The organism is Paraburkholderia sp. CNPSo 3076, assembly GCF_026343935.1.
Classification (GTDB): domain Bacteria; phylum Pseudomonadota; class Gammaproteobacteria; order Burkholderiales; family Burkholderiaceae; genus Paraburkholderia; species Paraburkholderia nodosa.
In genome coordinates, this window is record NZ_JAPMAL010000002.1 from 189103 (window position 1) to 215365 (window position 26263).

General features: G+C 65.8%; 24 protein-coding genes. 6 read left to right on the forward strand and 18 right to left on the reverse strand.

Annotation, left to right across the window (positions count from 1 at the left end; all coding sequences use genetic code 11):
• Positions 1-67 precede the first annotated feature (67 nt).
• The 5 genes from M3A49_RS03190 to M3A49_RS03210 form a co-directional block, all read right to left on the reverse strand.
• On the reverse strand, positions 68-871 hold the full coding sequence (locus tag M3A49_RS03190; RefSeq protein ID WP_254352841.1) for an alpha/beta fold hydrolase: 804 nt from the start codon (positions 869-871) through the stop codon (positions 68-70).
• A 76-nt stretch (positions 872-947) separates the two neighbouring features.
• On the reverse strand, positions 948-3584 hold the full coding sequence (locus tag M3A49_RS03195) for a DNA internalization-related competence protein ComEC/Rec2 (protein ID WP_266227445.1): 2637 nt from the start codon (positions 3582-3584) through the stop codon (positions 948-950).
• A 90-nt stretch (positions 3585-3674) separates the two neighbouring features.
• Positions 3675-4463 carry a TatD family hydrolase gene (locus M3A49_RS03200; RefSeq protein ID WP_254352843.1) on the reverse strand — a complete coding sequence of 263 codons (789 nt, stop codon included), beginning with the start codon at positions 4461-4463 and terminating at the stop codon, positions 3675-3677.
• A 21-nt stretch (positions 4464-4484) separates the two neighbouring features.
• On the reverse strand, positions 4485-5216 hold the full coding sequence (gene lolD / locus M3A49_RS03205; protein WP_254352844.1) for a lipoprotein-releasing ABC transporter ATP-binding protein LolD: 732 nt from the start codon (positions 5214-5216) through the stop codon (positions 4485-4487).
• Positions 5209-6462: a lipoprotein-releasing ABC transporter permease subunit gene (locus M3A49_RS03210; RefSeq protein ID WP_254352845.1), complete on the reverse strand. Its 1254-nt coding sequence runs from the start codon at positions 6460-6462 to the stop codon at positions 5209-5211. The genes lolD and M3A49_RS03210 overlap by 8 nt, the downstream gene beginning before the upstream one ends.
• A 319-nt stretch (positions 6463-6781) precedes the next feature.
• Here M3A49_RS03210 and M3A49_RS03215 point away from each other — a divergent pair, with 319 nt between their 5' ends.
• From M3A49_RS03215 to M3A49_RS03235, 5 genes are all read left to right on the forward strand, one after another.
• A complete protein-coding gene (locus tag M3A49_RS03215; RefSeq protein ID WP_266227446.1) occupies positions 6782-7909 on the forward strand; it encodes a regulator in 1128 nt (375 codons plus the stop codon).
• A 33-nt stretch (positions 7910-7942) separates the two neighbouring features.
• On the forward strand, positions 7943-9649 hold the full coding sequence (gene recJ / locus M3A49_RS03220; protein ID WP_266227447.1) for a single-stranded-DNA-specific exonuclease RecJ: 1707 nt from the start codon (positions 7943-7945) through the stop codon (positions 9647-9649).
• A gap of 119 nt (positions 9650-9768) precedes the next feature.
• A protein-coding gene (gene prfB / locus M3A49_RS03225) for a peptide chain release factor 2 (protein WP_266227448.1) occupies positions 9769-10873 on the forward strand; the annotation gives its coding sequence in 2 pieces (ribosomal slippage) (positions 9769-9849 and positions 9851-10873; 1104 coding nt in all).
• 212 nt (positions 10874-11085) lie between these two features.
• Positions 11086-12621 (forward strand): lysine--tRNA ligase, encoded by a 1536-nt coding sequence (gene lysS, locus M3A49_RS03230; RefSeq protein ID WP_254352849.1) that lies wholly within the window; start codon positions 11086-11088, stop codon positions 12619-12621.
• 307 nt (positions 12622-12928) lie between these two features.
• On the forward strand, positions 12929-13666 hold the full coding sequence (locus tag M3A49_RS03235; protein WP_254352850.1) for a glycine zipper 2TM domain-containing protein: 738 nt from the start codon (positions 12929-12931) through the stop codon (positions 13664-13666).
• 90 nt (positions 13667-13756) lie between these two features.
• On the opposite strand, the gene iscX is transcribed toward M3A49_RS03235, so the two are convergent.
• The 12 genes from iscX to M3A49_RS03295 all read right to left on the reverse strand — a co-directional run bounded on the left by iscX (position 13757) and on the right by M3A49_RS03295 (position 23259).
• Positions 13757-13954 carry a Fe-S cluster assembly protein IscX gene (gene iscX / locus M3A49_RS03240; protein WP_028204168.1) on the reverse strand — a complete coding sequence of 66 codons (198 nt, stop codon included), beginning with the start codon at positions 13952-13954 and terminating at the stop codon, positions 13757-13759.
• A 30-nt stretch (positions 13955-13984) separates the two neighbouring features.
• Positions 13985-14326 carry an ISC system 2Fe-2S type ferredoxin gene (gene fdx, locus M3A49_RS03245; protein ID WP_254352851.1) on the reverse strand — a complete coding sequence of 114 codons (342 nt, stop codon included), beginning with the start codon at positions 14324-14326 and terminating at the stop codon, positions 13985-13987.
• A 153-nt stretch (positions 14327-14479) separates the two neighbouring features.
• Positions 14480-16351: a Fe-S protein assembly chaperone HscA gene (gene hscA / locus M3A49_RS03250; RefSeq protein WP_266227449.1), complete on the reverse strand. Its 1872-nt coding sequence runs from the start codon at positions 16349-16351 to the stop codon at positions 14480-14482.
• A gap of 63 nt (positions 16352-16414) precedes the next feature.
• Positions 16415-16963 carry a Fe-S protein assembly co-chaperone HscB gene (gene hscB / locus M3A49_RS03255; protein ID WP_266227450.1) on the reverse strand — a complete coding sequence of 183 codons (549 nt, stop codon included), beginning with the start codon at positions 16961-16963 and terminating at the stop codon, positions 16415-16417.
• A 104-nt stretch (positions 16964-17067) separates the two neighbouring features.
• On the reverse strand, positions 17068-17391 hold the full coding sequence (gene iscA, locus M3A49_RS03260) for an iron-sulfur cluster assembly protein IscA (RefSeq protein ID WP_254352854.1): 324 nt from the start codon (positions 17389-17391) through the stop codon (positions 17068-17070).
• A 151-nt stretch (positions 17392-17542) separates the two neighbouring features.
• Positions 17543-17947 (reverse strand): Fe-S cluster assembly scaffold IscU, encoded by a 405-nt coding sequence (iscU, locus tag M3A49_RS03265; protein ID WP_134749113.1) that lies wholly within the window; start codon positions 17945-17947, stop codon positions 17543-17545.
• Between the two features lie 89 nt (positions 17948-18036).
• On the reverse strand, positions 18037-19260 hold the full coding sequence (locus M3A49_RS03270) for an IscS subfamily cysteine desulfurase (protein ID WP_266227451.1): 1224 nt from the start codon (positions 19258-19260) through the stop codon (positions 18037-18039).
• An 80-nt stretch (positions 19261-19340) separates the two neighbouring features.
• Positions 19341-19874 (reverse strand): Fe-S cluster assembly transcriptional regulator IscR, encoded by a 534-nt coding sequence (iscR, locus tag M3A49_RS03275; protein WP_028204175.1) that lies wholly within the window; start codon positions 19872-19874, stop codon positions 19341-19343.
• 155 nt (positions 19875-20029) lie between these two features.
• Positions 20030-20512: a low molecular weight protein-tyrosine-phosphatase gene (locus M3A49_RS03280; RefSeq protein ID WP_266227452.1), complete on the reverse strand. Its 483-nt coding sequence runs from the start codon at positions 20510-20512 to the stop codon at positions 20030-20032.
• Between the two features lie 108 nt (positions 20513-20620).
• The gene (locus tag M3A49_RS03285; protein ID WP_266227453.1) at positions 20621-21001 is read right to left on the reverse strand and encodes a hypothetical protein; all 381 of its coding nucleotides are present in this window, start codon (positions 20999-21001) and stop codon (positions 20621-20623) included.
• Between the two features lie 9 nt (positions 21002-21010).
• Positions 21011-22447, reverse strand: coding sequence for a lactate utilization protein B (locus M3A49_RS03290; protein WP_266227454.1), 1437 nt, complete (start codon positions 22445-22447; stop codon positions 21011-21013).
• An 89-nt stretch (positions 22448-22536) separates the two neighbouring features.
• Positions 22537-23259, reverse strand: coding sequence for a (Fe-S)-binding protein (locus M3A49_RS03295; RefSeq protein WP_266227455.1), 723 nt, complete (start codon positions 23257-23259; stop codon positions 22537-22539).
• A gap of 190 nt (positions 23260-23449) precedes the next feature.
• Between M3A49_RS03295 and M3A49_RS03300 the strand changes: the two genes are divergently transcribed.
• Positions 23450-24250, forward strand: coding sequence for an IclR family transcriptional regulator (locus tag M3A49_RS03300; protein ID WP_028204180.1), 801 nt, complete (start codon positions 23450-23452; stop codon positions 24248-24250).
• Positions 24251-24415: 165 nt separating this feature from the next.
• Here M3A49_RS03300 and pbpG read toward each other — a convergent pair whose 3' ends face one another.
• Complete coding sequence (gene pbpG, locus M3A49_RS03305; RefSeq protein ID WP_254352860.1) at positions 24416-25600, reverse strand: D-alanyl-D-alanine endopeptidase; 1185 nt, start codon at positions 25598-25600, stop codon at positions 24416-24418.
• Positions 25601-26263: the final 663 nt, after the last annotated feature.

A 26263-nucleotide genomic window follows, 5' to 3' on the forward strand; every position in this document is an offset into this window, starting at 1 on the left:
ACGACGCGCGGCGCGTTGCCCCGCGCTCTACCCTGCCGTGCAAGCAACCACGCCGGGAAGCGGCCACTCAGGCTCCGTTTTCCATGGCGTAAAGCATGCGCTGCACCGCGCGCGCGGTCTCGATCGGACGCTCCATGGGATACAGATGGCTGCCCTCGATCCACTCGAAGCGCTCGCCGGCGATGCGCCGTGTTGCCGCAAGCCCGACCTGGCGGACTTCACGCGACTGCGTGCCCGCGACGAAGCTCACCGGCACGGGCGACCCGTGCACGAGCCGCGCGCCGAGCGTGTGCGGCAGCGTGCGGTAAATCATGTATTCGGTCAGGCGGTCGAAGGCGAGCGTGCGGCCGCCGTCGACCGAGGTCTGAGGAATGCCGAAGTCGACATAGTCGGACAGCACGCGCTCGTCCCAGCGCGCGAACGCCGCCTTCGAATGGAAATGCCGCCAGGCCTCGTCGCGGCTCGCCCAGTTCGTGCGGCGCGTGCGCGTGGCGACGGCAGGCGACAGGCGCTCGTCAAGGCCGGTCCACTGCGAGACTCGCAGCATGCTGCTGCGCCACCCCGCGATCACGGGCGAATCGAGCATCACGACGCCCTTGACCCACTGCGGCTTTTTCAGCGCGGCCATCAGCGACAGATAGCCACCGAGCGAATGGCCGACGAGCCAGACGGGCTCTTCGTAGGTGCGCCCAATGTCGTCGAGCAGTTGCTCGACCAGATGCGGCCAGTCGCGGGTGACGGGAAAGCGCGGGTCGTGCCCGATGCGCTCGATGTAGCGCAGTTCGTAGTTGTCGCCCAGTTCGGCGAAGAACGTACGATACGTCGAGGCCGGAAAGCCGTTCGCGTGCGAGAAATGGATGACGTTTTTCAAAGGCGGCGTGTCTCTCTATTTTGTTGATCTCGTTCGTCGTTCGCGCTTTCGCTCACGCTGCTATTGGCCCGGCGCGTCAGTCCTGCGTTGGCAGGTCCATCCAGTAGCGCCGCTGCGTATCGCGAAAGCGCTCGACGGCGAGTGCGCCGGGTCGCGCCTCGACCCGCGCGGCGCCATCCGCGTCGCTGCGCGCGAGCACGATGTGGCGGGCCGCGTAGCGCGCGTAGACGCCCGGATGCGGGTGATGAAAGCGGTTCAGATAGCCTACCTGAAATATCGCGACGAGCGGCCAGACAGAATCGAGGAACGGTTCAGTCGACGAGCTGCGGCTGCCGTGGTGCGGCACGACCAGCACCTGTGAGCGCAGCCGCACAGGGTCGCGCGCGACCAGCGTGCGTTCGTCGCCCGCTTCGATGTCGGCGGCGAGCAGCGCGGAAATCGGGCCGTCTTGCGCGTCGGACACGGCGCTTGCCGCCGTTGTCACCCGCAGGACGCAGCAATGCGCATTGGGTTTGCCCGCGAGCGGCCCGGGGTCGGGCCACAGCACCTCGAAGTCGACGCCGTCCCATTGCCAGCGCTGGCCCGCGGCGCATTGCACGATCTGCGCGCTCTTTGTGCGCGCGCTCGCCCAAAGCGGATGCGCGGGCAGGATGCCGGCCACGAATGTCCCTACGTCGACGGCATCGAGCACAGCTTGCGCGCCGCCCGAATGATCGGAGTCGTCGTGGCTGATCATCAGCGCATCGAGGCGCCCTATGCCGTGCGCCTGCAGATACGGAACGACGATGCGCTCGCCCGCCTGCGTGGACTCGGGGCCCGGGCCCGCGTCGAAAAGCAGGCGATGCCGGGCGGTTTCGACCAGCACCGATGTGCCCTGCCCAATGTCGAGCGCCGTGAGCCGGAAAGCGCCCGGCTGGGGGCCCGTGGGCGCCGGCACCAGTAACGGCAGCCACGTGAAGGGCGCGATCCAGCGCAGCGGCCAGCCGCGCGGCGCAAGCCACCAAACGACGCCCAAGGCAGCACAGGCGAGCGGCCACACTCCGGGTTGCGGCAACCGCAGAACCGCCCACGGCAGGCTCTCCATAGCGCTCAGCGCCACGACCAGCCAATCGAGGCAGGTATGCGCCACGCGCAGCGCAAGTGCGTCGATCGGCGCGGGCAGCGCTGCGCTCGCGATGACCAGCGGCGTGACGAGCATGCTCACCCAGGGAATCGCAAGCGCGTTGGCGAGCGGACCGACGAGCGGTATTTGCGCGAACCAGTACGCCGTGAGCGGCGCGAGCGCCAGCGTCACGGCCCACTGCACGCGAGCGCTATCGCCGAGGCGTGACGCAAGACGTCGTATCGCCCCACGCCAGCCGCCGGCCGGAAAAATCATGGCCGCGAGACGTCGCAGCCAGCCGTCGCGCGCGGTTGGCCCCGCCAATGGTTCAGTTCGGTCGCGCATCGGATCGGCGGCGTCGGCGGCAGAATCCTGCGGCGCGTCCGTGTGCAAGCGCGGCACGCCACTCGCCGCGAACAGGATCGCCCCGACCGCGCAAAACGAGAGCCAGAAGCCGGCTGCCGTCACCGCCCACGGATCGCGCAGCAGCACAAGGCCGAGCGCCCACGCGAGCACGTGCGAGCGCGCGACCTCGCGCCCGGCGAACAGCGCGAGCGCAACGACCGCCAGCATCCAGAGCGCGCGCTGCACCGGCACATTGAAGCCGGCGAGCGCGGCATAGACTCCCGCCGCGAGCAATGCGCCCGCAACGGCTACCTTCTGCGCGGGCACGATGAGCGGCGCCTCGACGCCGCACCAGCGCGCGCGCCGCCACAGCGCGCCCGCGCCCCACCCTGCGAGCCCCGCGACGAACGCGAGATGCAGCCCGGAAATCGCCACCAGATGGCTCGTGCCCGTATTGCGCATGAGACGCCTGTCCGCATCGCTGATCGCGTCCTGCGCGCCGATTGCGAGCGCGACGACGATGCCGCGATGCGGCGCATCGCCGAGCACCGCGTCGACGCGCGCACGCAGCGCGGCGCGCGCCCGCTCGATGCGCACGCCGATGCCGGTTGCGTCAACGGGCAGACGCACGGCATGCTGGGGATCGCTTACATAGCCGTTGGCGCGCACGCCGCGCGCGAGCAGCGCGGCTTCCGCGTCGCGCAGGCCGAAGTTGCCGTTTCCATGCGGGCGTTTGAGCCGCACGGCAAGGCGCCAGCGCGCGCCGGGCACGAGCGGCGGCAGCGGCGCCTCGCGCGCCACCCACGACAATTGAATCAGATGCGGCAGCGGCGTAGCGGCTTTGTGCGTTTCCCAGGATTCGACACGAAAGAGGAAGCTCACGCCGTTCGCGCCGTAAGAAGGCAAGCTGGAGATATAGCCGGTGATGCCTATGTCGCGCGCCTGCCAGGCAGCCGGAAGCGCCTCTGCAAGTCGCGCTTCGGCGCGCCATGCCGCGTAGCCAAAGCCCGCGCATCCGGCCGCAAACCACACCGCCGCCCAGCCGCTCGCGATGCGCCAGCGTCGCCAGCAAGACAAGCCGAACACCCGGCGAGACGCTTCGTGAGATTCATCCGCCGGTTGGGCCGCGCCCAGCGCCCATGCTGCCCACCCGGCCGCAAGTACGGTTGCCAGAACGAGCCAGACCCACGCGCCCGCCCCCGGTAACGCAGCCTGTCGCTGCAAGGCAATCACGCCCAGCGCAAACCCGCACCCTATCGCCCGCATCCTGCCTCCTCGCAACGAGGGGGCTGAATGCACGGACCACGTCAATCGCGCCGCGCTCAATGCGCGTTGTGCACGCCACCCTGGAAACGATTATGCAGACGAAAGCGCGAGCCGCGGCAACGCAGCCGCCGCGTTAGCCGTCGTGCCAAGTGCGAGTTCCGCGGGGCTCAAGCCCCTCAAGCCCGCGAGCACGGCGCCGATGTGCGGCACCTGGTCGGGGGTGTTGCGCGCGCGATAAAGCCAGGCGGGTGAGATATCCGGCGCATCGGTTTCCATGACGATTGCCTCGAGCGGCAACTGCTGCGCGAGCCTGCGGATCTGCAGCGCGCGCTCGAACGTCACATTGCCGCCGAAGCCCAGATGCATCCCTTGATCGATGAACGCTCGCGCCTGCTGGAAGCTGCCGTTGAACGCATGCGCGATACCGCTTCTCACGCCATTGCGGCGCAGCCCCTTGAGCACCTGGTCCTGCGACTTGCGCACATGGCAGATCGCCGGCAAGCCGAACTCGCGCGCAAGGCGCAGCTGGGCATCGTAGAAGTGCTGTTGACGGGCCTCGTCGAGCCCCGGCACGAAGTAATCGAGCCCGATCTCGCCGATGCCGACGAAGCGCGGATCATCGAGACTCGCCTCGATCTCGCGGCGCAACACATCAAGGTCTTCGTCACGCGCCTGCGGCGTATAAAGCGGGTGGATGCCGAGCGCGTAGACCGCGCCCCCGGTGCGATGCGCGAGCGCGCGCACCACTTCGAAGTTCTCGCGCGCCACCGCCGGGATCACGATGCGCGACACGCCCGCCGCGTGCGCCGCCGACGCGACCGCGTCGCGGTCGGCGTCGAACTCGGCGGCATCGAGATGGCAGTGCGTGTCGGTCCACATGGCGCTCGCTCGCGAAAAGGCTCAGACCGGTACGACCGGTTCCTCTTGCAGCATGCCGTCGCGCAGGCGCACGATGCGATCGCAGCGCGCCGCGAGGTCGGAATCGTGCGTGACGATCACGAAGCTCGTATCGAACTGGTCGGAGAGTTCGAGCATCAGGTTGAAGACGTTATCCGCCGTCGCGCCGTCGAGGTTGCCCGTGGGCTCGTCGGCGAGCACACAAGCGGGCTTCGTCACGAGCGCGCGCGCGATGGCCACGCGCTGGCGCTCGCCGCCCGACAACTCGCCCGGCCGGTTGCGCGCGCGATGCGAGAGGCCTACGCGTTCGAGGATCTGCATCGCCTCGGCCCGCGCGTCTTCCTGCGTCATGCGGCGGATGCGCAGCGGCATCGCCACGTTGTCGAGCGCCGAAAACTCCGGCAGCAGATGGTGGAACTGATAGACGAAGCCCAGCGCGCGATTGCGCAGTTCGTTGCGCTCGCGCTCGGATAGCTCGGTGAACGGCTTGCCGAGCACCGAGACCTTGCCCGCGCCCGGCTCGTCGAGGCCGCCGAGCACGTGCAGCAGCGTGCTTTTGCCCGAGCCCGACGCGCCCACCACAGCGAGCTTCTCGCCGCGCTTCACTTTCAGATCGGTGTCGTGCAGCACCTGCACCGCAAGCGGGCCCTGGCCAAACACCTTCGAGACGCCGTGCGCTTCGAGCACGTACGGATAGTCGCCCGCCGCGGCGATGAGCGATTGACGGTCATTCATAGCGCAGCGCCTCCGCGGGACGAACCTTGGCCGCGCGCCAGCTCGGATAGAGCGTGGCGAGCGCGGACAGCACGAACGCGATCACGCCGATGCGCATCACGTCGGAAGCCACGAGTTCCGAAGGCAGCTCGCTGATGAAATAAACCGAAGGCGGCAGGAACTGAATGCCAAGCAGATGCTCGATCGCCGGCACGCTCCATGGAATGCTCCACGCGATCAGGCAACCGAGCGCGATGCCGATGGCCGTGCCCACGAAGCCGATCGTCACGCCCTGCACGACGAAGATCTTCATGATCGAGCCCGGCTGCGCGCCGAGCGTACGCAGGATCGCGATATCGGCCTGCTTGTTGGTGACGGTCATGACGAGAGACGAAACGAGATTGAACGCCGCGACCGCGATGATGAGCGTGAGAATGATGAACATCATGCGTTTTTCGATCTGCACGGCCGAGAACCAGGTCTTGTTCTGCTGCGTCCAGTCGCGGATATAGAGGTCGCCCGAGAGCGTATGCACGAGCTGGCGCGCCACCGCCGGTGCGCGCTGCATGTCCTTCAGACGCAGGCGCACGCCGCTTGGCGCGCCTAAGCGATAAAGCACTTCGGCGTCGCGGATGTTGGTGAGTGCGAGCGTGCTGTCGTACTCGTAGTGGCCCGACTCGAACACGCCCATCACCGTGAACTGCTTCAGGCGCGGCAACATGCCGGCCGGCGTGATCGAACCCTCGGGCGCGACGAGCGTGACCTTGTCGCCCACCGTCACGCCCAGGTTCACGGCGAGATCCGCGCCGAGCACGATGCCGAAGCTGCCGGGCGTGAGATCGTTCAGGCTGCCCGCCTTCATTTCCTTACCGATGTCCGAAACCTGCGGCTCCTCGGAAGGCTCGATGCCGCGCAGCGCGACGCCGTTTACGCTGTCGCCGCGCGTGAGCAGCGCCTGGGCGTCCACGTAAGGCGCCGCGCCGATGACTTCAGGATTGGTCTTCGCTTCCTTCGCGGTGAGCTGCCAGTCGGGCATCGTGCCCGTGGGCGAAAAGATCTCGATGTGCGCGAGCACGGAGAGCATGCGGTCGCGCACGTCGCGCTGGAAGCCGTTCATCACCGAGAGCACGACGATCAGCGCCGCGACGCCGAGCGCGATGCCCGACATCGAAATGAGCGCGATGAACGAGATGAACCCGTTGCCGGTCGTGCGTTTGCCGGCGCGGGTGTAGCGCCAGCCTATCTGCCATTCGTAGGGAAGTTTCAAGCGAATCCTTTTGCGTCTTCGTTGCGCTCCGGCGCCGTATTGACCCTGGGGCCAGTGCGCGCCGGACGGCAGGAGAATATCGTGCCGGGTCGGGCAGCGATCAACCGCGAAGTTTGCCACACTGGCGGCGGGTCACGGATATTCGACGGAGTTCCCGCGGACTTTCGCGCGTGAGCACCGTCGCCCCGGGGGGCGATTGCCCGCCCTCTGCTTCGAGCCGCAATTCGCCCACAAGTGCCGCAGCGCCAGCATAACGGGTCAACGCGGGGCCGTTGCGGCACGCCCGAGGGGCGCCCGACGCACGGAGCGCCGAAGTACAATGCGCACCATCATGCCCGCCGACCGACTCCATCTCCTCGTCCCCTTTGCCTTGCCGTCCGCTGCGGCCGCCTCCACCGCGCTCGCTGGCCTCGAATACCCGGCGCTCGCGAAACTGGTTGCGCGCGCGACGCTCGGCGGGCAGGTGATCGGCGAAGACTTCCAGCGTACGCTGCCGCACGAGCGCTGGGTCGCGCGCCAGTTCGGCGCGCTAGGTCCGGCGAGCGCAAACAACGCACAACCCGCGCCGGCCGCCGACGACGAAGCGCCGCTTGCGCCCTACATGCTGCTCGCCGATGGCGGCACGCCCGGCGACGCCACGTGGGCGTGCGTACAGCCCGTGCACGTGCGCATCGCGCACGATCACCTGGTGCTGATCGACCCCGCCTCGCTGGAGCTCGCCGACGCCGACGCCGCCACGCTCTACACCGTCGCCCGCCCGCTGATCGAAGAACTGGGCGTGCGCATCGAGGCTCCCACGCCGCGGCGCTGGTATCTCTCGTCGGAAGCGTTCGGCACGCTCGCGGGTGCGTCGCCCTTGCGCGCGAGCGGCCGCAACATCGAGATCTGGCTGCCGCACGAGGCCCATTCGGGCCAGCGTTCGCGCGCCTGGATGAAGGTGCAGAACGAAGTGCAGATGGCGTGGTTCGAGCATCCTGTGAACGAGGCCCGCGAGGCGCGCGGTTTGCCCGCCGTCAACTCGATCTGGTTCCACGGCCAGGGCGCGCTGCGCACCGTCACGAGCCCGTATGCGCGGGTGCGCTCCGATGCGGCCGCCACGCGCGGCCTGGCGCTCGCCGCGCAGGCGGAAGTCGGTGCCGCGCCGGCGACCTTCGCCGCCCTCGCAGCCGCGCTCAACAACGGTTCGGGCACAGGCGCGACGCTCGTCGAGCTCGATCCGTTCTCGGCGGCGTTCATCCAGCAGGACTGGGGCCGCTGGAACGCAGCGTTCGCTCAACTGGAACGCGACTGGTTCACGCCCGCGCTCACGGCGCTGCAAACGGGCGCGCTCGCCGCGCTCGACCTCACGCTGTGCGGCGACACCGGCTCGGTCACGCTGTCCATCACGCGCGGCGATTTGCGCAAATTCTGGCGACGCCGCCTGTTCGCGTCGCTCTTTATCGAATGATCCCCGAATGACTTCTTTTTTCCGCGCTCTCGCATGACCCGAATCGTCACCCGCGCCTGCTCGCCCGCCGACACCGAAGCACTCGTGCGCCACGGCCTGCATCCGGTGCTCGCGCGCCTCTACGCCTCGCGCGGCGTTTGCCAGCCCGACGAGATCGAAACCGGTCTCGCGCGCCTCATCCCGCCCACGGGCATGAAAGGCCTCGACGAGGCCGCCGCGCTGCTCGCCGACGCGCTCGAAGCCGAGTGCCGCATGCTCGTGGTCGCCGACTACGACTGCGACGGCGCGACGGCCTGCGCCGTGGCCGTGCGCGGCCTGCGCATGTTCGGCGCGCAGATCGACTATCTGGTGCCAAACCGTTTCGAGTATGGCTACGGCCTCACGCCCGAGATCGTCGCCCTCGCCGCCCAAGGTAAAGGCGGGCCGCCCGACGTCCTGATCACGGTGGACAACGGCATCGCCAGCGTGGAAGGCGTCGAAGCCGCCAACGCGCTCGGCATCGAGGTGCTCGTGACCGACCACCACCTGCCCGGCGACACGCTCCCCGACGCGCGCGCCATCGTCAATCCGAACCAGCCGGGCTGCGAGTTTCCGAGCAAGTGCATCGCGGGTGTGGGCGTGATGTTCTACACGTTGCTCGCGCTGCGCGCGGAGTTGCGCAAGCGCGGCGCGTTCAGCGATGGCAAGCCCGAGCCGCGCCTCGACGGCCTGCTCGATCTCGTCGCGCTCGGCACCGTCGCCGACGTCGTGAAGCTCGACTGCAACAACCGCGTGCTCGTCGCCCAAGGCTTGCAGCGCGTGCGTAACGGCCGCATGCAGCCGGGCATTGCGGCGCTCTTTCGCGCGGCGGGCCGCGACGCGAAAAGCGCATCGGGCTTCGACTTCGGCTTCGCGCTCGGCCCGCGCCTGAATGCGGCCGGCCGGCTCTCGGACATGTCGCTCGGCATCGAGTGCCTGACCACCGACGACGTGGGCCGCGCCTGGGAACTGGCGCAGCAGCTCGACGGCATGAACCGCGAGCGCCGCGAGATCGAAGCCGGCATGCAGCAGCAGGCGCTAGCCGACCTCGCCGACGTTGATCCACAGGGCAAGGCCACGCTCACGCTCTTTAACGAAGGCTGGCACCAGGGCGTGATCGGCATCGTCGCGGGACGGCTCAAGGAGCGCTTCCACCGCCCTTCGTTTACCTTCGCGCCTGCCGACGACGACGGCGAACTCGTGAAGGGCTCGGGCCGCTCGATCCCCGGTTTCCATCTGCGCGACGCGGTCGATCTCATCAGCAAGCGCGAGCCCGGTCTGATCCAGAAGTTCGGCGGCCACGCCATGGCCGCGGGCATGACGATCGCCGCCGCGGACGTGCCGCGCTTTGCTGCCGCCTTCGAACGCGTGGGACGCGAGTGGCTCACCGAAGAGGCGCTCGCGCGCACGGTCGAGACCGACGGCGATCTCGAAGACGCCTACTTCACGCCCGATTTCGTCGAGATGCTCGACGCCGCCGTGTGGGGCCAGGGCTTCCCGGCGCCCGTATTCTCGGGCGAATTCGAGGTGGCCTCGCAGGCGCTCGTGAAGGACAAGCACCTCAAGCTGCAACTGCTGCGCGGGCGCCAGCGCTTCAACGCGATCTGGTTCAACCACACGGAGTCGCTGCCGCAGCACACCACGGTCGCCTACCGGCTCGTGCGCGACACCTGGAATGGCGTGTCGCGCGTGCAGCTCGTGGTCGAGCACGCTGCGCTCTAAGCCCGCTTTGAACGGCATGTTGGGCTGAAAAGCGCGGGCCGCCCGAAGCGCCCGCGCCGCCCTTGATCCGGGTCCAATCGGCTATAATTCAATGTTTTACACGCCGGATCACGATACAAATGGAAGCGGAACGTCTCAACGCGATCGAAGCCCTTTTGGCGGACCTGCGCGCACGCGCGGGCGAGCTACGGGGGTATCTTTGACTACGACGTAAAAGCCCGACGGCTCGTCGAAGTCAACAGCGAACTCGAAGACCCCAACGTCTGGAACGACTCCAGGCACGCCCAGGGTCTCGGCAAGGAAAAGAAACTGCTCGAGGGCGTGGTGCACGTGCTCGACGGCATCGAGAACGACACGCGCGACACCCAGGATCTCTTCGAAATGGCGCGCGAAGAAGGCGATGAGGACACGCTCGTCGCCATCGAAACCGACGCTCACGCGATCGAAGCGCGCGTCGCCGACGTCGAGTTCCGCCGCATGTTCGCGAATCCGGCCGATCCGAACAACGCGTTCATCGACATCCAGGCCGGCGCCGGCGGCACCGAGGCCTGCGACTGGGCGTCCATGCTGCTGCGCCAGTACGTGCGCTACTGCGAACGCAAGGGCTTCAAGACCGAAGTGCTCGAAGAATCCGAAGGCGATGTGGCCGGCATCAAGAGCGCGACGATCAAGGTCGAAGGCGAATACGCCTACGGCTTCCTGCGTACCGAAACCGGCATTCACCGCCTCGTGCGCAAGTCGCCGTTCGACTCGTCGGGCGGGCGTCATACGTCGTTCTCGTCGGTGTTCGTGTATCCGGAAATCGACGACTCGTTCGAGATCGAAGTCAATCCGGCCGATCTGCGCATCGACACGTACCGCGCTTCGGGCGCGGGCGGTCAGCACATCAACAAGACCGACTCGGCCGTGCGTATCACGCACGTCCCGTCGGGCATCGTCGTGCAGTGCCAGAACGACCGCTCGCAGCACCGCAACCGCGCCGAAGCCATGGCCATGCTGAAGTCGCGCCTGTACGAAGCCGAGATGCGCAAGCGCCAGTCGGAACAGGACAAGCTCGAGGCGGGCAAGTCGGACGTGGGCTGGGGTCACCAGATCCGCTCCTATGTGCTCGACAACAGCCGTATCAAAGATCTGCGCACCAACGTCGAAATCAGCAACACCAAGGCCGTGCTCGACGGCGATCTCGACGCCTTCATCAGCGCGAGCCTGAAACAGGGCGTGTAAGCTTTGCCGCACGCCACGGGCGCTGCAGAACACCGCATGCCGCCCTCTCCTGCTGCGCCGCCCGCTTCGACTGCGAGGTGCGCGACGCGCAGCAGGAACCGAAGTCCGCTTATCTGCGCGCGATGCGCGCCGTGTCCCGCGAAGGACCATGCCGGGGCCGCAGCCCCGAAAACTCGCCGAAACACCTGCGAATCAAAGAACTCCGAGCCATCATGACCGAACCGACCCAGCAGAACGCGCCCAGCGCCGCGCCCGAACTCGACGACAACCAGATCATCGCCGAGCGCCGCGAGAAACTGCGCACGCTGCGCGAGGCAGGCGTCGCTTATCCGAACGACTTCCGCCCGACCCACCACGCTGCCGACCTGGCGCGCGACTACGCCGACACGGACAAGGACGCGCTCGAAGCGAACCCGCTCGAAGTGGCAGTCGCCGGCCGCATGATGCTCAAGCGCGTGATGGGCAAGGCGAGCTTCGCCACGGTGCGCGACGGCTCAGGCCAGATCCAGTTCTTCATCACGCCCGCCGACGTGGGCGAGGCAACCTACGACGCGTTCAAGAAGTGGGATCTGGGTGACATCGTCGCGGCCAAGGGTGTGCTGTTCCGCACCAACAAGGGCGAGCTTTCGGTGCGCTGCACGGAACTGCGTCTGCTCTCGAAGGCGCTGCGTCCGCTGCCGGACAAGTTCCACGGTCTCGCCGACCAGGAAATGCGCTATCGCCAGCGCTACGTCGACCTGATCGTCACGCCGGAAGCGCGTCAGACATTCCAGGCGCGCACCAAGGCGATTTCCTCCGTGCGCCGCTTCATGGCCGACTCGGGCTTCATGGAAGTCGAAACGCCGATGCTGCACCCGATCCCGGGCGGCGCGGCCGCCAAGCCGTTCGTCACGCACCACAATGCGCTCGACATGCAGATGTTCATGCGCATCGCGCCCGAGCTTTATCTCAAGCGCCTGATCGTGGGCGGCTTCGAACGCGTGTTCGAGATCAACCGGAATTTCCGTAACGAAGGCGTTTCGCCACGTCACAATCCGGAATTCACGATGATGGAGTTCTATGCCGCGTACACCGACTACGCGTGGCTCATGGACTTCACCGAGCAGCTGATCCGCCAGGCCGCCATCGACGCGAGCGGCACCGCCGTCCTGACGTATCAGGGCCGTGAACTCGACCTCTCAAAGCCGTTCCATCGCCTGACGATCGTGCAGGCGATCCAGAAGTACGCGCCGCAATACACGAACGAGCAGCTTGCCGACGCCGCCTTCCTGCGCACGGAACTCAAGAAGTTCGGCGTGGACACGAACCAGCCGGCGTTCCTGAACGCAGGCGTGGGCTCGCTGCAACTGGCGCTCTTCGAAGAAACCGCCGAGTCGCAGCTGTGGGAGCCGACCTACATCATCGACTACCCCGTCGAAGTCTCGCCGCTCGCGCGCGCCTCGGACACGCTGCCGGGCATCACCGAGCGCTTCGAGCTGTTCATCACGGGCCGCGAGATCGCCAACGGCTTCTCGGAACTGAACGATCCGGAAGACCAGGCCGCGCGCTTCAAGAAGCAGGTCGAGCAAAAGGACGCCGGCGACGAAGAAGCCATGTTCTACGACGCCGACTACATCCGCGCGCTCGAATACGGCATGCCTCCGACGGGCGGGTGCGGCATCGGCATCGACCGTCTGATCATGCTGCTCACGGACAGCGCGAGCATCCGCGACGTGATCCTCTTCCCGCACCTGCGCCGCGAAGACTAAGCGGAACATTGCCTGACATGACGGGGCGCACGCGGTTCACGCCGTATGCGCCCCGTTTCTTTGTGGGCTCTCTCAGCGCACACGATTGTAACCATCGGTAAAATCTGCCGGCTAGTGCGGCCGCTGGGACGGGTACGTCAATTGCGTCCCTGTGGAGAACCGCGCTGTGCAACGCTGCGCGACGACCACGCCCTCAGCGTCTTCCCGCACCCACCGCGCGGGGTTACAAATTGAAACGCTCACAGAATTGGATTGGCTCAAACTGGGTTTCACAAGAGAGCCAACTCTGCCAAAGACGGAGCCTGTCATGAACACAACCGATCCGACCACACCGAAACGCCGCCTCCATCCGCTGATCGCAACCGCAGCGGCAGCCGTCATCGTCGCGAGCCTTGCGGCCACGGCGGCCATCACCGGCGTTTTCCCGAGAGCTTCCAGCACCGCCGAACAGAGCGCCCAGGTTCAAACGGGCCAGACGGCCATGACGGCTTCCCAGCCGCCGGTGGCCGACTCGACCAAGCCGGTGCAGGCCTCGCAATACGCGCAGAGCGACCAGAATGCGCCTGCCGAGCCGCAACCGGCGCCGGCGCAGCCTCAACAGCAGGCGGCCGTGCCCGTCGCGCCGGCGCAGCAGTACGGTCAACAGCCTGCCCAGCCGGCGCAGCCTTCGCAGCAGCAATACGCGCAGGAAGCGCCGCCCGCCCAGCCCGCATGTTCGACGTGCGGCACGGTCGTCGCGATTTCCGAGGTCAAGCATGAAGGCCATGGCACCGGTATCGGCGCAGTAGGCGGCGCGGTGGCGGGTGGTGTGGTCGGCAACCAGTTCGGCTCGGGCAACGGCCGCACGGCCATGACGCTGCTCGGCGCACTGGGCGGCGGCTTCGCGGGCAACTCGGTCGAAAAACACCTGCGCAGCACGACGAGTTATTCGGTGCGCGTGCGCATGGAGAACGGCAAGACGCGCTACTTCACGTATCACGAAGCGCCGCCGTTCCAGCAAGGCGAGCGCGTGCGTGTGGAAAACGGCACGCTGGTCGCGGGTTGATCGCGCCGAAGCTGACAGCGCAATAAAAAAGGCGATTTGCCGTAGTGGCAAATCGCCTTTTTCTCGTCTGCTTGCCGGGCTTGCCGGGAATCAGTAGTCCGCGTCTTCGATCCACGCGGCCTGGATCGCTTCGAGAATCTTCTCGTTCGAGCGCTCGGGGTCGTCGTCGAAACCGTCGAGCTGGGTGATCCAGCGGTGCAGATCGGTGAAGCGCACGTACTGCGGATCCACTTCGGGATGGGTGTCCGTCAAGGCCATCGCGATGTCCTGCGTATCGGTCCATTTCATGGCTGCGCGCTCCTCCTGGTGTTCAGTGGCTCAGTGGTTTTCTTTCGCGTGGTTGATCGAGTAACGCGGAATCTCGACCACCAGGTCGTCGTTCTCGGGCACGAGGGCCTGACACGACAGACGCGACGTCGGCTCGAGGCCCCACGCCTTGTCGAGGAGATCGTCTTCGTCTTCCTCGGAAGGCACGAGCACATCGAAACCTTCGCGCACGATCACGTGACAGGTCGTGCAGGCGCACGACTTTTCGCATGCGTGCTCGATTTCGATGCCGTGTTCGAGCAGCGCGTCGCACACGCTCTCACCCGGCTTGGCGTCGATGACCGCGCCTTCAGGGCACAGTTCGACATGGGGCAGCACCACGATTTGAGGCATTGTGATTTCCGTATCCAATAACTTTCATATCGGGCGCATGCCCCGCCTCCGACGGCGGCATGTGCCCATTCTACTGTCGGTGCGCGCTCTGCCACATCGGGAAAGCACGCACGCGTGCGCCGTTTGCTAACGACGCATTCGCCTTCCGCGCCTTTAGCCGATCTCGTCGAGCCTCTTGCCCGCCAGCGCGCGCTTGATGCCCTTGTCCATGCGGCGCGCGGCAAACTCGTCGGTGCCTTCGGACAGTGCCTTGGTGGCGGCTTCGATCGCGCCGGCGTCCTCGCCCTGCGCGATTTGCGCGAGCGCGGCGATCAGCGCGTCGACTTGCGCCCGCTCGGCTTCGTCGAGCAGTTCGCCATCGGCGCCCAAAGCGGCGTTGGTCGCTTCGATGATGCGTTGCGCCTCGACCTGCGCCTCGCGCAGCGCGCGGGCGCGCATGTCGACTTCGGCGGTCTTGAAGCTGTCTTCGAGCATGCGGGCCACGTCGTCGTCGGCGAGACCGTAAGACGGTTTCACCACCACCGAGGCTTCCACGCCCGAGAGCTGCTCGCGCGCGAACACGGACAAGAGGCCGTCCGCATCCACCTGGTAAGTCACGCGAATGCGCGCCGCGCCCGCCGCCATCGGCGGAATGCCGCGCAACTCGAAACGCGCGAGTGAGCGGCAGTCGGCGACGAGTTCGCGCTCGCCCTGCACCACGTGAATCGCCATGGCGGTCTGGCCGTCCTTGAAGGTCGTGAAGTCCTGCGCACGCGCGACCGGAATGGTCGAATTGCGCGAGATGATCTTCTCGACGAGGCCACCCATCGTCTCCACGCCGAGCGACAGCGGAATGACGTCGAGCAGCAGCCAGTCGTCCTCACCGCCACGGTTGCCGGCGAGCAGGTCGGCCTGGATCGCCGCGCCAAGCGCGACGACCTGATCCGGGTCCAGATTCGTGAGCGGCGCCTGGCCGAAGTGCTGCTCCACGGCGCGGCGGATCACGGGCATGCGCGTCGCGCCGCCGACCAGCACGACGCCCCTCACGTCCTTCGCGGCTACCTTCGCGTCGCGCAGCGCCTTTTTCGTCGGCGTGAGCGTGCGCTGCACGAGCGCTTGCGTGAGCGCTTCGAAGCGCGGCTCGTCGATCGTCAGCGCGATCGGCTGGCCGCTCGACAGGGTCGCCTCGATGCGCGCCTCGGGCGCGGACGAGAGCGCTTCCTTCGCATCGCGCACGCGGTCGAGCAACAGGCGCACGTCTTCGGGCGCGAGCGTCGCGCGCTCGATGCCGGACTGCTCCAGCGTCCAGGCAAAAAGCGCGTGGTCGAAATCGTCGCCGCCGAGCGCCGAATCGCCGCCGGCCGCCAGCACTTCGAACACGCCCTTCGTGAGCTTGAGAATCGACAGGTCGAAGGTGCCGCCGCCGAGGTCGTAGACCGCATAGAGGCCTTCGGCGCCGTTGTCGAGCCCGTACGCGATCGCCGCCGCGGTCGGCTCGTTGAGCAGACGCAGCACGTTCAGGCCCGCGAGGCGCGCAGCGTCCTTGGTCGCCTGGCGCTGCGCTTCGTCGAAGTAGGCCGGCACCGTGATGACGGCGCCCACGAGTTCGTCGCCGAGCGTGTCTTCGGCACGCTGGCGCAGCGTCGCGAGAATTTCCGCCGAGACTTCGACGGGGCTCTTCACGCCATCAATAGTCTGGATTTGCACCATGCCCGGCGCGTCGACGAAGTCGTACGGTGCGTTGGCCGCGCCTTCGACGTCGGACTTGCCGCGGCCCATGAAGCGCTTGACCGACACGATCGTGTTACGCGGGTCGGTGGCGGCTTCCGCCTTCGCCGTGCGGCCGATACGGCGGCCGCCGTTGGCGAGATAGCGCACGACCGAGGGCAGCAGCGCATGGCCGTCTTCGTCGGGCAGCACGTCGGGCACGCCGCTGCGCACCGCGGCGACCAGCGAGTTCGTCGTGCCGAGGTCGATGCCGACGGCGAGTCGCCGCTGATGCGGCGCCGGCGCCATGCCGGGTTCGGAGATTTGCAGTAAGGCCATCTGTGTGATCTGCTTTTTAACCTGGTGGGCGCGAGCGCCCGATATCCGTTTCAGCGCTCGGTTTCAGCCTTCGAGCCGCTCGATCTGCGAGTCGATTTCGCCCGCCACGCGCTCGATGAACATGAGCTGGCGCACCGCCTCGGCCGCGGGCTGGTTCGAGCTGCTGTCGAGCAGCGCCGCGAGCTTCGTGAAGCGCACGCGTTCGTCGTCGCGCAGCTCGCCCGCCAGTGCATCGAGCGCATCGATGTTCTTTGCGCCGACCGCGTCTTCGATCGCCTCGCGCCACTCCATCTGCTGCATGAGGAACGCGGGCTCCATCGCGGTGTTGTTCTCCGCCCCGACGTCGATGCCGCGCAGATGCAGCAGATACTTCGCGCGCTTGAGCGGATCGCGCAGCGTCTGATACGCCTCGTTCGTGCGCGTGGCCCATTGCATGGCGATGCGCTTTTGCGCCTCCCCGGCCGCGGCGAAGCGGTCGGGATGCACCTGCGCCTGCACCGTGCGGTAGGCATGGTCGAGCGCGTTCGCGTCGATCGCGAACTGCTCGGGCAGGCCGAACAGCACGAAGTGGCTGTCGGAGAGCGACCGGGAAGGCGTGGAAGGCGTGCTCATCGGCTGGAACGTTCTTGTGGGGCTATGAGGGGCTGAGGGACTAACCAGCGGCCATCAAAATCAAAAAGGCGGCACAGGCCGCCTTTTCACCGCTCTACGCGGGCTCAAACGCGGAAGGACTCGCCGCAGCCGCACTCGTCCTTCACATTCGGGTTGTTGAACCGGAATCCTTCGTTCAGGCCTTCGCGCACGAAGTCGAGCTGCGTGCCGTCGATATAGGCCAGACTCTTCGGGTCGACGATGACCTTCACGCCGTGGCTCTCGAAGACGTTGTCCTCGGGCGCGAGATCGTCAACGTACTCGAGCTTGTACGCGAGGCCCGAGCAGCCCGTCGTGCGCACGCCAAGACGCAGGCCCACGCCCTTGCCGCGACGGCTCAGGTACTTTTGCACGTGCTGTGCCGCTTTTTCAGTCAACGTAATTGCCATAGCATCTTCGCCGCGCCTCGCGCCGCCGGTTGGGCTTTCGCCGTCCCTTGCGTCGCGATGCAAGCCTGCTGCATCCAGAATCGTTAGTCCCAGAGCGCCGAGCTTGTGGGCTCGACGCCGTCCTGCCTCTACTACGCCGCAGCGCTGTGCTTTACGCCGCGTCGGCCTTCGCTTCGGTCGTGTGACGCTGGCGATAGTCCGCTACCGCTGCCTTGATCGCGTCTTCCGCGAGAATCGAGCAGTGGATCTTCACCGGCGGCAGCGCCAGTTCTTCGGCGATATGCGTGTTCTTGATGTCGAGCGCCTGGTCGAGCGTCTTGCCCTTCACCCACTCGGTCACGAGCGAGCTCGAAGCGATCGCCGAGCCGCAGCCGTAGGTCTTGAACTTCGCGTCTTCGATCACGCCGTCCGCGCCCACGCGGATCTGCAGCTTCATCACGTCGCCGCACGCCGGCGCGCCGACCATGCCGGTGCCCACTGCGTCGTCGTCCTTCGCGAACGAGCCGACGTTGCGCGGGTTTTCGTAGTGGTCCAGAACCTTGTCGCTATATGCCATGATCACACTCCTTCAATTCGTGTTTGCCGCGCTGCACGTGAGTTGCGCTGCGGCTGGGTCGTTGTTCGCTGCTAACTGCGCCGCCTGGCTTAGTGCGCTGCCCACTGGATGGTCGACAGATCGATGCCGTCCTGATGCATTTCCCACAGCGGCGAAAGCTCGCGCAGCTTGGCGATCTTCGTCTTCAGCAGGTTGATCACGTAGTCCACGTCCTGTTCCGTCGTGAAGCGGCCCACTGTGAAGCGGATCGAGCTGTGCGCCAACTCGTCGTTGCGGCCGAGCGCGCGCAGCACGTACGACGGCTCGAGCGATGCGGACGTGCACGCCGAACCCGACGACACCGCCACGTCCTTCACCGCCATGATCAGCGACTCGCCTTCGACGAAGTTGAAGCTGATGTTCAGGTTGTGCGGCACACGCTGTTCCATGTCGCCGTTCACGTAGGTTTCCTCGATTTCCTTCAGGCCGCGCAGGAGCTTGTCGCGCAGCATGCGCACGCGCTCGTTTTCCGTGGCCATCTCTTCACGCGCGATGCGGAACGCTTCGCCCATGCCGACGATCTGGTGCGTGGCCAGCGTGCCCGAGCGCATGCCGCGCTCGTGGCCGCCGCCGTGCATCTGCGCTTCGATGCGCACGCGCGGCTTGCGGCGCACGTACAGCGCGCCGATGCCCTTCGGGCCGTAGGTCTTGTGCGCCGAGAACGACATCAGGTCGACCTTGAGCTTTTGCAGGTCGATGGGCGCCTTGCCCGTGGATTGCGCAGCGTCGACGTGGAAAATGATGCCCTTCTCACGGCAGATTTCGCCGATCGTCGCGATGTCCTGGATCACGCCGATCTCGTTGTTCACGTGCATGACGGAAACGAGGATCGTGTCGGAACGCAGCGCGGCCTTGAACGCTTCGAGGTCGATCAGACCGTCGTCCTTGACATCCAGATACGTGACTTCGTAGCCTTCGCGCTCGAGTTCGCGGCAGGTGTCGAGCACGGCCTTGTGCTCGGTCTTCGCCGTGATGATGTGCTTACCCTTGCTCTTGTAGAAGTGCGCAGCGCCCTTGATCGCGAGGTTGTCCGATTCGGTTGCGCCGGAGGTCCAGATGATTTCGCGCGGGTCGGCGTTGACGAGCGCAGCGACCTGCTCGCGCGCTTCCTCGACGGCGCGCTCCGCATCCCAGCCATAGGCGTGGCTGCGCGACGCCGGATTGCCGAACTGCTCGCGCAGATACGGAATCATCTTGTCCACCACGCGCGGGTCGACGGGGGTCGTCGCGCTGTAGTCCATGTAAATGGGCAGGTGGGGAATGTCGTTATTCATCTATCGCTCCGGGGAATCTTGTGTGCTGCGCTGTACTGTCTGTTTTGCCAACTGCGGCGTGCTCGCGGCGCTCGAAGGCGTTACGAGCCCGCCATGTTGAAGATCGAGTTCGGACCCAGCGGCATCGTCCTGACCGGCTCCACCGCCGGCGCCTCGGCGCGGCGGTCGCGCAGGACGGCGGGCGCGGCGCCTTCGCGGGCGCGCTGCTTGTCCACCAGATCCTTGAGCGACACCGAATCGAGGTACTCGACCATTTTCTGGTTCAGCGTCGACCAGAGTTCGTGCGTCATGCAGTGGCCGTCGTGCTGCTTGGTGCCCTCGCAGGCGCCCTTGCCGCCGCACTGGGTGGCATCGAGCGGCTCGTCCACGGCGATGATGATGTCCGCGACCGTGACGTCCTCCGCGCGGCGCGCGAGGTTGTACCCGCCGCCCGGCCCACGGACCGATTCGACGATTTCATGACGGCGCAGCTTGCCGAACAGCTGTTCGAGGTACGACAGCGAGATGTGCTGCCGCTGGCTGATACCCGCAAGCGTCACCGGGCCCTGCTCCTGGCGCAGTGCCAGGTCAATCATCGCCGTGACGGCGAAACGGCCTTTGGTGGTGAGTCTCATGATGTATGGGAACCGCAATTCTCGACAATTTTCGTCAAGTATAAATACATGACTAGTTTAGTCAAGTATCAACGTCGCGATTTGGGTTATTAGGTGCGCCGCGGATCGCAAAAATGGCGCGATTTCTGCGTCCAGCAGATTCGCGCCCGCTCTTCTCAATCCGCCAGTTGCGGACGCAATGTGGCGAGCAGCCCCGCGCAGGCGGCCTCGCATTGATCGAGCACCGTTTCGAAGCCCGCATCGCCACCGAAATAGGGATCGACCACCACCCGCGTTTCGGCTTGCGGCGCGAATTCCATCAGCAGGCGGATCTTGTCGCGCTCGTTCGCCGGGCAGACGCCCTGAAGCGCGGCGACGTTGGCGTCGTCCATCGCCACGATCAGGTCGAAACGGCGAAAATCTTCGGCGGCGATCTGGCGGGCGCGCAACGGCGCGAGCTCGTAGCCGCGCAGGCCGCCCGCACGCTGGGCGCGCTCGTCGGGCGCCTCGCCGATGTGCCAGTCACCCGTGCCCGCCGAATCGATCTCGACGCGCTCCGCCAACCCCGCCTCGTCGATGAGACGCAGCATCACGGCCTCGGCCGTGGGCGAGCGGCAGATATTGCCAAGACAAACGAAGCAGACGGAAACCTTTTTCATTCGTGGGAGCTGGAGCAACGGACAGCGTTCAGCGCGCGGCGGCGAATCTCAAATTATACAAAGCACACGAAATGCGCGCTGCACGGCGCGTTGGCGCCAACGCAATCGTCAGATCGCGTTCGACCGCGGCAGCGTCGCGATGCCGTTCATCGCCTTCACCGGCGTCTTGCCTTCGCTGCCCACGAGCCCATACGACACGGCGCGCGCCAGTTCTGCCGTGACCTGATCGGCGGCGAGCGGCATTTGCTGCTCGGCGGTTTTCCATGCATGGATCCATGCGATCACCGCGAGCGGCAGGATCAGCGCCAGCGGCCAGTACACCGTTATTTTCTTTCTCATGATGCGACTCTCTATCGACTGTGAAGCGACAGGTGCGGACGCACTATCGCCAGTCGAGATGATATAGAGAGTCGCAATCAGGAAAAACCCGGTCCGGACGAACACACTGTTGCGCCAGCTTAAATAGTCGGCGACCTGGACTTGACCCATGTGCGCGCGTCAGGCCTGTTCGGAGCGCTTCGTCGTGTCCAGATGCGTGTGCCGCGCCGCGTACAACTCGCGGAACGTGCGGCCGACCGGCGCCGGCATGTCGCGCCCGTTGGTCCAGCCGCGCGCAAATGGCAGCTTGCGAATGAGCCTGCCCTGCCCGCCCATGCGCTCCAGTATCCGCACGCCGAGTTTGGTGAGCAGCGCGTAGGCCGTTGGGTGAAGCGCGAGCCAGCCCCACGCTGCGAGCGCCGCGCGCTCGCGCCACGGGCGCAGATGGCGCTCCGTCTGCTTCTCGCGCAGTTTGCGCAGCAAGTCCGAAAGCGGAATGCCCACCGGGCAGACGCTGTTGCACTCGCCGCACAGCGTTGCGGCCTGCGGCAGATCGAGCGTCTTTTCGATGCCGACGTAGCTTGGCGTGAGCACAGAGCCCATCGGTCCCGGATAGACCCAGCCGTACGCATGGCCGCCCACCTTCTGATAGACCGGGCAGTGGTTCATGCACGCCCCACAACGGATGCAGCGCAGCATCTCCTGGAATTCGCCGCCGATCAGGCCGGTGCGGCCGCCGTCCACGAGCACGACGTACATGTGCTCGGGGCCGTCCTGGTCCTCGGGTCCGCGCGGGCCCGTCAGAACCGAGAAGTAGTTCGACGTGGCCTGCCCCGTCGCCGACCGCGGCAACAGACGCATGGCGGTGGCGAGGTCCTCGAGCGTAGGCAGCACCTTCTCGATGCCCGTCACCGCCACGTGCACGCGCGGCATCACGGTGCACATACCCTCGTTGCCCTCGTTGGTCACCAGCACGACCGAGCCCGTTTCCGCGACGAGGAAGTTGCCGCCCGTCACGCCCATGTCCGCAGAGAGAAAATGCGGGCGCAGGACTTCGCGCGCCTCGCGGGTCATGTCGGGGATTTCTGTCAGGCGCGGCTTGTCGTGCGTTTTCGCGAAGAGATCGGCGATCTCGTCTTTGTCCTTGTGGACGACGGGCGCAATGATGTGGCTCGGCGGCTCGTTATCGTTAATCTGCAGGATGTACTCGCCCAGATCGGTCTCGATGGACTGCACGCCCATTTCCGCGAGCACCGCATTGAGCTGCATCTCCTCCGAGACCATCGACTTGGTCTTGATGACCTTGTGCACGTCGTGGCGCCGCGCGATGTCCGCGACCAGCTTCGCGGCGTCTTGCGCCGTTTCCGCGTAGAGCACGGTCACGCCGCGCCGCGTCGCCTCGGTCTCGAACTGCTCGAGCCAGACGTCGAGATTTTCCAGCGCCCGGTTGCGGCGCGCCTTGAGCGCCGCGCGCGTGGCGGGGAAATCGATCGCGGTGATCGCCTCGGCACGCGCCGAGACGAACTTGGTCGAAAGTTTCTTGAGGTTGTGCTGCAGACGCTGATCGGCCAGCTTCTGACCGGCGCGCGCCTTGAACTGCATCGATTGGACTTGCATGGCGTGAGGGCGAGGTTGAGCGGTGTTCGGCGAGGTCTGGGGCTATGCGCGCATTCCGCGCGAAAGGAGCGGCGGCAGCCGGCGGCGCATCACACGTCGCCGGCCAGCACCTGCGCAATGTGCAGCACGCGCGTGGCGGTGTCGCCGATGCGGCGCAAACGCCCCTCGATATTCAAGATGCAGCCGAGGTCGCCGAGCACCACCGCGCCGGTGCCGCTCGCCTGAACGTTCGCGCATTTTTCGTCCGCAATGGCCGTCGAGATGTCGCCGTACTTCAGCGCGAAGGTACCGCCGAAGCCGCAGCAGTGCTCGCAGTCCTTCATCTCGCGCACTTCGACGCCGCGCTGGGCGAGCAACGCCCGCGGCTGCGCCTTGACCCCAAGTTCACGCAGCCCCGAACACGAGTCGTGATACGTCACCGGCCCGCTGAACGCCCCTTGCGGCAGCGTGACCTTTGCGACGTTCACGAGGAAATCCGTGAGTTCGTAGACGCGCTCGCGCAACTTGCCGTAACGCGCCATCAATTCCGGATCGTCGCGAAACAGATCGCCGTAGTGCACGCGGATCATGCCGCCGCAAGAACCCGAAGGGACGACCAGATAGTCGAACTGCTCGAATTCGCGCAGCGTCTTTTCCGCGAGATCACGCGCGATGGCGCGCTCGCCGGAGTTGTAGGCCGGCTGGCCGCAGCAGGTTTGCGCAGTCGGCACAACGACTTCATAGCCCGCCTCTTCGAGCAATTTGAGCGTCGAAAAGCCAATTTCCGGACGCATCGTGTCGATGAGGCACGTGACGAACAAACCGACTCGCATGGGGACTCCTCGTTAATACCGTCCCCGATTATCCGCTGTTTCGCCGCCATGACCAACGCCGGTCTGCATCGCCCTCGCCGGTCGCGCGCGATGCCGCAGCGCAGCGCGAATCTCGGTCCTGGCGCTTACTTTTTTCACAATACGAGATACAATGCGTTTTCCGCCTCACGTGTCAAACGAATCTGAACTCATGAGCGACACCCATCCAGATCCGAAGACCTCGATTCAGGTGATCGAGCGCATGATGCGCCTGCTGGACGCGCTGGCCGCGCACAGCGACCCTGTCAGCCTGAAGGAGCTTGCGCAGCGCACCGAACTGCATCCTTCGACTGCGCACCGCATCCTGAACGATATGGTGAGTTGCCGTCTCGTCGACCGCTCCGATCCGGGCACCTACCGGCTTGGCATGCGATTGCTCGAACTCGGCAATCTCGTGAAAGCGCGGCTTTCGGTGCGTGACGCGGCGCTCACGCCGATGCGCGAACTGCACCGTCTCACGGGCCAGACCGTCAACCTTTCCGTGCGCCAGGGCGACGAAATCGTCTATATCGAACGCGCCTATTCGGAGCGCTCGGGCATGCAGGTGGTGCGCGCCATTGGCGGCCGGGCCCCGCTGCACCTCACTTCGGTCGGCAAGCTCTTTCTGGCCGCCGACGAAGCGAACCGCGTGCGCGCGTACGCCACGCGCACCGGCCTGTCGGGCCATACGCGCAACAGCATTACCGACCTCGGACGCCTCGAGCGCGAACTCGCTCACGTACGCCAGCAATTCTGCGCACGTGATAACGAAGAGCTCGAACTGGGCGTGCGCTGCATCGCCGCCGGCATCTACGACGACACCGGCAAACTCGTGGCGGGCCTTTCGCTCTCGGCGCCCGCGGACCGCCTGCAGGATTCGTGGCTCGGCCAGTTGAGCAAGACGGCGCTCACGATTTCGGAGTCGCTGGGCTATCACCCGGAGCCCGCTGAAGGCAACGTGCAGCCCGCCTGAAGTCAGGGCGAAGCAACATCGAGAAGAGCGGAGGCGTGCCCTCCGCTTTTTTTTGGGCTCGCCGCGTGCCTCATACCGATCGTCATAGGACGAACGGCACGCACCAGAAAGCAAAGCGCCCCGCGGTTGCGGGGCGTTTGTCGGGTAAATCCGAAAAGGCTGAGATCAGGTCCCAGCGCCGCCTGCGTCGGCGCTCGTAATGCGCGGCTGCTGGTCGGCGCCGCCATTGTCGAGCCACGTGCGCACGCGCGTTGCATCCGCGAAGCGCGAGTACTTGCCGCTCGAATCGAGCAGGACCATGATCACCGGACGATTGTGAATCGTCGTCTGCATGACGAGGCACTCACCCGCTTCGTTGATGAAGCCCGTCTTCTGCAGGCCGATGTCCCACGACGCATTGCGGACCAACGCATTCGTGCTGTTGTAGGCGAGATTGCGCTTGCCCGTGAACACGTCGTAGCTGCGGTCGGTCGAGAACTCGCGAATCATTGAGTACTGGTAGGCCGCGTTCACCATCTTCACGAGGTCACGCGCGGTCGACACGTTGTGGCTCGTGAGCCCCGTCGAGTTCTCGAAGTGCGTATCGGTCATGCCGAGTTGCTTCGCCTTCGCGTTCATCGCCGCGATGAACGCCGGACGGCCGCCCGGGTAATAGCGCGAGAGCGCCGCCGCCGCGCGGTTTTCCGACGCCATCAACGCGATGTGCAGCATGTCCTCGCGCGAGAGCACCGAGCCCACCGAAAGACGCGAGCCCGTGTTCTTCTCGTAGTCGCGGTCTTCGTCCGTGACTTCGATCGGCTCCGAGAGCGACGCCTTCGAGTCGAGCACGACCATCGCGGTCATGAGCTTCGAGATCGAGGCGATCGGCACGACGGCGCGCGAGTTCTTGTCGAACAGCGGCTCGAGCGTGTTCTGGTCGACCACGTACGCCACGCCCGAGCGCAGCATCAGCGAGTCGGGCGTCTCGTGCAGACCGAACGCCTGACCAACGGTCGGCTGGCGCGGTTCGAACGCGACACGGCGCACCGCCGAGTGATGGCGGCCGTTCATCGTATAACTGACGCGGCGTTTTTTGGCCACCGGACGCGCATCGTCGTCCTTGGCGGCGACGGTACGGGTTGCGGCCGCCGTCTTGCTGGCCTTGGCCGTTTCCGGCTCGGCCTTCGCAACCTTCTTGGTGGCTTTTTTCGCCTTGGCCGTTTTGGCCGGTGCAGCGTCTTGCGACGCAGCAAAGGCGCCCTCAGGCGCCACAAGCGTCGCACTGATCGCGACGGAAACAGCAACCGACAACACGGTGCTGATAACCGACGACGGCATCAGTGAGAACGACAGGAGCTTGTCGGATTTCATTGGTGTTCTTGATGGAGCGGCGGGATCGTTCGCCAAGTGTAGTAAAACCACGAAAAATTCGCAAATTGAAGCACTTATAGGCGCTCATTAAACCGAAGTATGACCTCCGATTGAACTGGCCAATGCACTTCCCGCATTCGATGGAGTCGGACAATTGCCAAGCCACTCCTTTCGCCGCGACGCCGCTTGCTGACAACGTTTGCGGCACACGCAAAATGTGCTTGCTGCGTTAACGGCGTTCGTCGTAGGAACTTGAACTGGGAAAAAACGGGTGAGATTTGTCTGACTACCAGTGCCGCCGTACCGCGCGACGCGCGTTCGACCGCAATGGATCATTAACGTTCCATGGAGGAATTCGGTGGACGCACCCAGGTGAAATCCCATAGACGCGTTCATGCGATCCATGCCGCATCTTGCCAGAAGCCGCGTTTGCGCGCTTGCCCCACCCTGCGCGCCGCCTCCTTCAACTCGCCGCGAGCCCCGCGCAACGGGGCAATGGCGTGTTGTCGCGGTGGCGCCATGCGCCGGGCATAAGTGATTGTTTAATAATAAATTATCGACATTGTGCGACGCACCAAAAAGCCTTGACTTTCTTCTGGAGCATCCTAAAATCGAATCAATGTTGCGACGCACAAAGCGAGCGACAGAGCACCAGCGCCGTGC

Bases quoted from the DNA above. Each gene is read 5' to 3' on its own strand.
- recJ (WP_266227447.1), top strand. From the start codon at position 7,943: ATGACCCGAATCGTCACCCGCGCCTGCTCGCCCGCCGACACCGAAGCA.
- M3A49_RS03215 (WP_266227446.1), top strand. From the start codon at position 6,782: ATGCGCACCATCATGCCCGCCGACCGACTCCATCTCCTCGTCCCCTTT.
- pbpG (WP_254352860.1), bottom strand. From the start codon at position 25,600: ATGAAATCCGACAAGCTCCTGTCGTTCTCACTGATGCCGTCGTCGGTT.
- M3A49_RS03290 (WP_266227454.1), bottom strand. From the start codon at position 22,447: ATGCAAGTCCAATCGATGCAGTTCAAGGCGCGCGCCGGTCAGAAGCTG.
- M3A49_RS03280 (WP_266227452.1), bottom strand. From the start codon at position 20,512: ATGAAAAAGGTTTCCGTCTGCTTCGTTTGTCTTGGCAATATCTGCCGC.
- lysS (WP_254352849.1), top strand. From the start codon at position 11,086: ATGACCGAACCGACCCAGCAGAACGCGCCCAGCGCCGCGCCCGAACTC.
- M3A49_RS03195 (WP_266227445.1), bottom strand. From the start codon at position 3,584: ATGCGGGCGATAGGGTGCGGGTTTGCGCTGGGCGTGATTGCCTTGCAG.
- iscX (WP_028204168.1), bottom strand. From the start codon at position 13,954: ATGAAATGGACCGATACGCAGGACATCGCGATGGCCTTGACGGACACC.
- fdx (WP_254352851.1), bottom strand. From the start codon at position 14,326: ATGCCTCAAATCGTGGTGCTGCCCCATGTCGAACTGTGCCCTGAAGGC.
- hscA (WP_266227449.1), bottom strand. From the start codon at position 16,351: ATGGCCTTACTGCAAATCTCCGAACCCGGCATGGCGCCGGCGCCGCAT.
- M3A49_RS03270 (WP_266227451.1), bottom strand. From the start codon at position 19,260: ATGAATAACGACATTCCCCACCTGCCCATTTACATGGACTACAGCGCG.
- lolD (WP_254352844.1), bottom strand. From the start codon at position 5,216: ATGAATGACCGTCAATCGCTCATCGCCGCGGCGGGCGACTATCCGTAC.
- M3A49_RS03200 (WP_254352843.1), bottom strand. From the start codon at position 4,463: ATGTGGACCGACACGCACTGCCATCTCGATGCCGCCGAGTTCGACGCC.
- iscU (WP_134749113.1), bottom strand. From the start codon at position 17,947: ATGGCATATAGCGACAAGGTTCTGGACCACTACGAAAACCCGCGCAAC.
- M3A49_RS03235 (WP_254352850.1), top strand. From the start codon at position 12,929: ATGAACACAACCGATCCGACCACACCGAAACGCCGCCTCCATCCGCTG.
- hscB (WP_266227450.1), bottom strand. From the start codon at position 16,963: ATGAGCACGCCTTCCACGCCTTCCCGGTCGCTCTCCGACAGCCACTTC.
- M3A49_RS03295 (WP_266227455.1), bottom strand. From the start codon at position 23,259: ATGCGAGTCGGTTTGTTCGTCACGTGCCTCATCGACACGATGCGTCCG.
- M3A49_RS03285 (WP_266227453.1), bottom strand. From the start codon at position 21,001: ATGGGTCAAGTCCAGGTCGCCGACTATTTAAGCTGGCGCAACAGTGTG.
- iscA (WP_254352854.1), bottom strand. From the start codon at position 17,391: ATGGCAATTACGTTGACTGAAAAAGCGGCACAGCACGTGCAAAAGTAC.
- iscR (WP_028204175.1), bottom strand. From the start codon at position 19,874: ATGAGACTCACCACCAAAGGCCGTTTCGCCGTCACGGCGATGATTGAC.
- M3A49_RS03300 (WP_028204180.1), top strand. From the start codon at position 23,450: ATGAGCGACACCCATCCAGATCCGAAGACCTCGATTCAGGTGATCGAG.